At 64.3% G+C, this 6,823-nt stretch carries 8 protein-coding genes; 2 read left to right on the forward strand and 6 right to left on the reverse strand.

The features are described 5' to 3' along the window. The coding region (locus AC16XC_RS05010; protein ID WP_484033547.1) for an electron transfer flavoprotein subunit beta/FixA family protein at positions 1-253 on the reverse strand (253 nt) is incomplete at its 3' end. Positions 254-390: 137 nt separating this feature from the next. Continuing rightward, entirely contained in the window at positions 391-1,590 is a 1,200-nt protein-coding gene (gene sucC, locus AC16XC_RS05015; RefSeq protein ID WP_484033548.1) for an ADP-forming succinate--CoA ligase subunit beta, read from the reverse strand. 106 nt (positions 1,591-1,696) lie between these two features. Here sucC and AC16XC_RS05020 point away from each other — a divergent pair, with 106 nt between their 5' ends. Continuing rightward, positions 1,697-2,497 carry a 3'(2'),5'-bisphosphate nucleotidase CysQ gene (locus AC16XC_RS05020; RefSeq protein WP_484033549.1) on the forward strand — a complete coding sequence of 267 codons (801 nt, stop codon included), beginning with the start codon at positions 1,697-1,699 and terminating at the stop codon, positions 2,495-2,497. 49 nt (positions 2,498-2,546) lie between these two features. Here the strand turns inward: AC16XC_RS05020 and AC16XC_RS05025 are convergent, their stop codons facing one another. Continuing rightward, positions 2,547-3,236, reverse strand: a complete 690-nt coding sequence (locus tag AC16XC_RS05025; protein WP_484033550.1) for a YiaD family glycine zipper/OmpA-like lipoprotein — start codon at positions 3,234-3,236, stop codon at positions 2,547-2,549. 159 nt (positions 3,237-3,395) lie between these two features. Between AC16XC_RS05025 and AC16XC_RS05030 the strand changes: the two genes are divergently transcribed. Further along, complete coding sequence (locus AC16XC_RS05030) at positions 3,396-4,721, forward strand: hemolysin family protein (protein ID WP_484033551.1); 1,326 nt, start codon at positions 3,396-3,398, stop codon at positions 4,719-4,721. Between the two features lie 67 nt (positions 4,722-4,788). Here AC16XC_RS05030 and AC16XC_RS05035 read toward each other — a convergent pair whose 3' ends face one another. The 3 genes from AC16XC_RS05035 to AC16XC_RS05045 all read right to left on the reverse strand — a co-directional run. Next, the gene (locus AC16XC_RS05035; protein ID WP_484033552.1) at positions 4,789-5,199 is read right to left on the reverse strand and encodes a DUF3035 domain-containing protein; all 411 of its coding nucleotides are present in this window, start codon (positions 5,197-5,199) and stop codon (positions 4,789-4,791) included. Continuing rightward, positions 5,199-5,744, reverse strand: coding sequence for a signal peptidase II (lspA, locus tag AC16XC_RS05040; RefSeq protein WP_484033553.1), 546 nt, complete (start codon positions 5,742-5,744; stop codon positions 5,199-5,201). The genes AC16XC_RS05035 and lspA overlap by 1 nt, the downstream gene beginning before the upstream one ends. Then, on the reverse strand, positions 5,744-6,823 hold a 1,080-nt coding region (locus tag AC16XC_RS05045), incomplete at its 5' end, for a class I tRNA ligase family protein (RefSeq protein WP_484033554.1). The genes lspA and AC16XC_RS05045, both read right to left, overlap by 1 nt.

The following is a 6,823-nucleotide window of genomic DNA, read 5'->3' on the forward strand; positions in this document are numbered from 1 at the left end:
GGATCGCGCGGTCGGCCCCCATCGCGAGCGCCGTGCGCAGCGTTTCCTGCGCCTTGGCCGGGCCGACCGAAACCGCGACCACTTCTTCGGCCTTGCCCGCTTCCTTGAGCCGGATCGCCTCTTCGACCGCGATCTCGTCGAACGGGTTCATGCTCATCTTGACATTGGCCAGGTCGACGCCCGAGCCATCCGCCTTGATCCGTGGCTTGACGTTGTAATCGATCACCCGCTTGACGGGGACGAGGATCTTCATGGGGTGCATCCTCCGGAAATCGGTTCGGCCCGAGGGGCAGGCCGTTCTTGGACGCAGCCATCGCGCGACCTGCGCGACCGGTCAAGCCCTGCAACGGGCCGCAGCGATGCCGTAGCGTCAGGCAGGAAGTGCGCGCATCAGGCTGCCTGCCTGACTTCCGCCACGATCTTCCTCGCCGCGTCGCCGAGATCGTCGGCCGAGACGATCGGCAGGCCGGAATTGGCGAGTATTTCCTTGCCCTTGGCGACGTTGGTCCCTTCGAGCCGGACCACCAGCGGGACCTTGAGGTCGACTTCCCTGGCTGCGGCAATGATGCCCTCGGCAATCGTGTCGCAGCGCATGATCCCGCCGAAGATATTGACCAGGATCCCTTCGACCGCCGGGTCCGAGAGGATGATCTTGAACGCCGCGGTAACCTTTTCCTTGCTCGCGCCGCCGCCCACATCGCAGAAATTGGCCGGGAAGGCGCCGTTCAATTTGATGATATCCATCGTCGCCATGGCGAGGCCAGCGCCGTTCACCATGCAGCCGATATTCCCGTCGAGCTTGATATAGGCGAGGTCGAACTTGCCGGCTTCGACCTCCATCGGGTCTTCCTCGCTTTCGTCGCGCAGGGCGACGAGTTCGGGGTGGCGGAACTCGGCGTTCGAATCGAAGCTCATTTTCGCATCCAGCACGAGCAGGCCGCCCTGCTTGGTTACGATCAGCGGGTTGATCTCGAGCAGCGAACAATCGAGCGCGATGAAGGCATCGTAGAGTTGCTTAGCCAGCTTCTGCGCCGCCTTGTTGAGCTCGCCCGTGAGCTTGAGTGCGAAGGCCACGGAACGGCCGTGATGTGGCATGAAGCCCTGCGCCGGATCGATCGCGATGGTGGAGATCTTTTCAGGGCTGTCATGCGCGACGGTTTCGATATCCATCCCGCCCTCGGTCGAGACGATCATTGCGACCCGACCGCTGCCGCGATCGACCAACATAGAAAGGTAGAATTCCGAAGCGATATCGACCCCGTCGGTGACATAGAGCCGATTGACCTGCTTGCCCGCCTCGCCGGTCTGGATCGTCACCAGCGTGTTGCCGAGCATCTCCTTGGCGTTCGCTTCGACTTCCGCAACCGAATGCGCCAGCCGCACCCCGCCCTTGGCGTCGGGTCCCAGTTCCTTGAACCTGCCTTTGCCGCGCCCGCCGGCATGAATCTGCGCCTTGACCACATAGAGCGGCCCCGGAAGCTTACCGGCCGCCGCCACGGCTTCCTCGACGCTCATCGCCGCATGCCCTGCAGGCACGCCGATGCCATGCTTGGCGAGCAATTCCTTGGCCTGGTATTCGTGAATATTCATGGGGATCGTGCTGCCTTCTTGGTGGTGGGCGACGGACCGCAGCGCCTAAGCACAAGCGGCTGCGCTTGAAAAGTGCTGCGGTGCAGCGCAACACAGGTTTCAAGCCATGATCGACCGCCATCGTCTTGAAGAAATCGTCCGCGAAGCGGGCCGGATCGCAATGCGCCAATGGCCGGGTGCCGAAGATTCCGGGGGGCCCGGCCTCGAAAGCTGGGAAAAGACCCCGGGGAGTCCCGTCTGCGCCGCCGACATCGAGGTAGACGGCTTTCTCAGGCGGGAGTTGCTGGCTTTGCTCCCCTCGGCGGGCTGGCTCTCGGAAGAAAGCGCCGATCATCCCGAACGCCTTGCAAAGGGCCTGTGCTGGCTGGTCGATCCGATCGACGGGACGCGCGACTTCATCCGCGGGCGGACCGGCTGGACGATTTCGGTCGCGCTGATCAGCGAAGGGCGCCCGCTTATCGGAATGCTGTTCGCCCCTGCCCGCGGAGAGGAATGGGCGGCTGTCGCGGGGCAGGGTGCGCGCCTCAATGGTGCGCGGCTACAGGCAAGCGAGCGCAAGCAATTCTCCGGTGCACGCGTCCCTTCAGACTGGCTCCCCAAGGAGGATGCGGACCTCGTCATGGTCGAGAAGCCGAATTCGATCGCCTTGCGGATTGCGATGGTCGCTTCCGGAGCTGCCGATCTGGTGGCGACGCTGCGCTGGGGCTTCGAATGGGATATTGCCGCCGCGACCTTGATCGCGCGCGAGGCGGGCGCGGCGGTGAGCGATGCCTTCGGCGAGAGCCTGGTCTACAACAAGCGCGATCCGCGAGCATTCGGCCTGCTGGTATGCGCACCTGCCATCCATGCCGCGGCGGTCGAACGGCTGGCGGAGCGGGCGAGGAGACTCGCAGTCACCGGCAACTAGCAAAGGCCGGCGCGCGGGCCGGCCCTCCCGGCTCATAGCGGACAGGCGATCAATTGCCGCGCGCCGCGTTGGCCTCTTCCTCGCTGATCGGGGTAATCCTGATCTCGACCCGGCGGTTGCGCGCGCGGCCTTCCGCGGTCTCGTTGCTGGCGACCGGGTAGTTTTCACCATAGCCGATCGTCTCGATCCGGGCGCGCGAAACGCCGCGGAGGACAAGGTAATCCGCAACCGAATTCGCGCGGCGCCTGGAAAGATCGAGATTATACTGCTCCGAACCAGTCGAATCGGTATGGCCCATCACATCGACCAGGCTGTCGGGATATTGCACCAGGCTGTTGGCGATCTGGTCGAGCGTACCCTGGAAGGCGGGGCTGATCGCCGAACTGTCGACCGCGAAAGTCACGCCGTCGGGCAGGTTGACCAGGATCGATTGACCATCGGGCGTTTCGGTAACGTCGACGCCCGATCCGGCAGTATCTTCCTTCAACTCCTTGATTTGCTGGTCCATGCGGTAGCCGATTACGCCGCCGGCCACGCCGCCGATCCCGGCGCCGACGATCCTGCCGGTCTTGCCGCCGATCAGCCCGCCAAGCAGGTAGCCGGCGGCCGCGCCCCCGACCGCACCGATCGCTGTCCGGGAGACTTTTTGTTCGCCGGTATTCGGATCGGTGACGCAAGACGACGTCGAGACCAGCGCGATTGCGCCCAGGCTCGAAAGCATTATCCGGGATTTTTTCATCTGGAAGGCATCCTTCAGCATGTTTGTGCGATATTGCATTGTACCTTATGCGCATTGCAGCATCTACGCGGATTACACCACAAGGAACGGAGGAGCCGCAAGGTTGTTCCATGAACTGTGTCTTTTGCGCGGTGTACCAAATCTGCTAGCGGGCAAAGCGTGACTCCATTTCCCTGGCCAGATGTCGTGATTATTGCGGCACTTATCCTGTTGAACGGGGTATTCGCGATGTCGGAACTCGCGATCGTTTCGGCGCGGACAGCGCAGCTGAGGGTTGCGGCGGACCGTGGCCGTGCGTCGGCAAAAGTTGCGATCCGGCTGGCTGCGGACCCCGGCAAATTCCTTTCCACGGTGCAGATCGGGATCACCCTGGTCGGCATCATCGCCGGTGCCTATTCGGGATCCACCCTGGGCGGGCCGGTCGGCGAACGGCTCGAAGCGCTGGGAGTGGCAGAGCGTTACGCCGACGACGCGGGGTTCTTCCTGGTCATTATCCTGACCACCTATTTCAGCCTGGTGGCGGGAGAACTGGTGCCCAAGCAGATCGCCCTGCGCGCCGCGGTGCCGATCGCGCTGATCATGGCGCGGCCGATGGAATTACTGGCCCGGCTGGCCGCACCGTTCGTCTGGGTGCTCGACACCTCTTCCGCCTTCCTGTTGCGGATCATGGGCATCCGGCATCGCGGCGAACATGGCTTGACCGCCGAAGAGCTGCAGATGATCTTCGCCGATGCGACCCGATCGGGCGTGATCGCCGAGGAAGAGCGGGCGATCCTGGCGGGCGTGATGAAGCTGGCCAGCAGGCCGGTGCGCGAATTGATGACTCCGCGAACCGAGGTCGACTGGATCGAGAGATCGGCCAGCGTCGAGGAAATTCGCGCCGCGATCGAGGCTTCGCCCCATTCGCTGCTGCCGGTGGCCGACGAATCGGTCGACAGGGTGATCGGCGTTGTGAAGACGCGGGATGTCCTTGCACTGCTCGTCGAGGGCCGGCCGGTCGATCTCGAGGCCCTTGCCCGCAAGACCGAGGTCATCCCCGACCAGCTCGACGCGATGGACGCGCTGCGGATGCTCCAGCAGTCCGAAATCGCGATGGCGATGGTGCATGACGAGTACGGCCATCTCGAGGGCGTCGTCACCTCGGCCGATTTGCTCGAGGCGATCGCCGGCAGTTTCGCCAGCCACCAGGACGAGGGCGAAGGCCCCCTGCTGGTCGAGCGGCATGACGGCTCGCTGCTCGTCTCGGGCGCGATGCCGGTCGACCAACTGGCCGACCGGCTGGCGCTCGACCTCCCCGAACCGCGCGAATTCGCGACGGTAGCCGGCTTCGTGCTGTGGGTGCTCAAGAACCTGCCCGAGGAAGGCGAGCATTTCAACGTACAGGGCTGGCATTTCGAAGTCGTCGACATGGACGGGCGGCGGATCGACAAGCTGATCGTCAGCCCGCTCAGGCGCAGGAAGAAGCGCGAAGCCGAGGACGGCTAGCCCGCGCGCAAGCAATGAAAAGGCCCGCACGCGGCGGGCCATTCCAATCAGGAACTGGCGCTCGAGCTCAGCCGGGGATGACTGCCTGCGCTTCGCGCCCGTCGCCCTGCGGCGCGGCGATGATCGTGCGGGTGATCGCGCCCTTGTCGACCGTGTGGGTCTGCTGGTCGCCGATCGCCGAACGGATGCCCGGAGCAGACGGCCCGGCCTGATCGAGTGCCGAAGTCTCGATCCCCGAGCGCGGGGCGGGGCCACCGAACAGCGCATCGAGCGCCTGCTGGCTGGCGGTTCCCTCGGCTGGGCGGGGAGCGCCCGGTTCCGGCGGGACAAGGTTGAAATCGGGCGGGACCACCAGCGGCGCCTGGCGCTGGACCGCGAATTCGTCCGGGCGGTCGCGGTCGAACAGCCCGCTCGAGCCGCATCCGGCGAGCAGGGCCGCGCCGGTGGCGAGCAGGATGGTGGTCGGGATCTTGCGCATCAATTGGTCTCCGCGGGCTTTTCCGCCCCTTCGATGTGAGCCTCGTGGCCTTCTTGCGGCTGCTTTTCGCGCAGGAAGAGGGCACGGGCAAGGATTATCACGACACCCAGGGTAATCCAGGTGTCGGCCAGGTTGAAAATGTTGAAGATGCTTATTCCACCGAAATGGAGGTCGAGATAGTCGGTCACATATCCGTCGCGCAGGCGGTCCCAGATATTGCCGAGCGCTCCGCCGAGGATCATCGCCAGCGCCAGCACGTCGATGAATCTCTTCTCGCGCAACATCCACACCAGCACGACCAGCGAAATCAGCGAAGTCACCGCGATCAGCAGCAGCCGCGTCTCGAGCGATTCGGCGGGAAACATGCCGAAGGAGACCCCGCGGTTCTCGGCATAGCGGAAGCTGAAGAAGGAGGTGACGACGATCTCGCCCTGCTGCCGCAACTGCAGCGGATAGACCATCAGCCACTTGACCCACTGGTCGAGCGCGAACAGCGCGGCGGCGATCGCCAGGCCCCAGAAATGGATGCGGGAGAGGAAGCGCATCAGGCGGCGTCCATCGCTGCCACCACGTCTTCGCAGCGGCCGCACAGCGCGCCGTCTTCCGAGACCTCGGGCAGGTGCCGCCAGCAGCGGCCGCATTTGTGGTGGGATGTCGGTACAATCGTCACGGTGTCGGCTTTAGCGCGGGTGACTGTCGCGGTGATGAACAATTCGGCAAGGACGTCTTCCGGGACTTCCGCCGGTGCGGCGTCCTCCGGAATGGCCACTTCGGCTTCAAGGCTCGAACGGACGGTCTTCTCGCGCCGCAAGGGCTCGATCGCCTCGGTGACCCGCTCACGCAACTCGCGCAGCCGCTGCCATTTGTGCATGTCGGCATGGGCCTCGGGCAGTTCGGGCCAGGTCAGCAAATGGACGCTCTTCGCCTTGGGATAGCGGCTCAGCCACACTTCCTCGGCGGTATAGACCAGCACCGGCGCGGCGTAGCGCACCAGCGCTTGGAACAGCGTGTCGAGCACCGTGCGATAGGCGAGCCGCCTGGGATCGTCCGGCGCATCGCAATAAAGGCAATCCTTGCGGATATCGAAGTAGAAGGCCGACAGATCCTCGTTCGCGAAGTCGGACAGCCGGCGGGTATAGGCGTTGAAATCGAAATTGGCGGTGGCGACCGACAGCTCGTTGTCGAGATCGTGCAGCAGCGCGAGCATATATTGCTCGAGCTCGGGCATCTCGAGGACATCGACCCGTTCGCTCTCGTCGAAATCCGATAGCGCGCCGAGCAGGTAACGGAAGGTGTTGCGCAGCTTGCGATACTGGTCGGCGACGCCCTTGAGGATCTCCTCGCCGATCCGGTGGTCCTCGGTGAAGTCGACCGACAGCGCCCACAGCCGGATGATGTCGGCGCCATATTGCTCCATCACCTTGATCGGATCGACCGTATTGCCGAGCGATTTCGACATCTTCCGGCCGTCGCTCGCCATGGTGAAGCCGTGGGTCAGCACCGCCTTGTAGGGCGCGCGCCCGCGCGTGGCGCAGCTTTCGAGCAGCGAGGATTGGAACCAGCCGCGATGCTGGTCGCTGCCTTCGAGATAGAGGTCGGCGGGCGAGGACAGTTCGGGCCAGCG

The sequence above is a fragment of the Candidatus Andeanibacterium sp. genome (assembly GCF_057143545.1).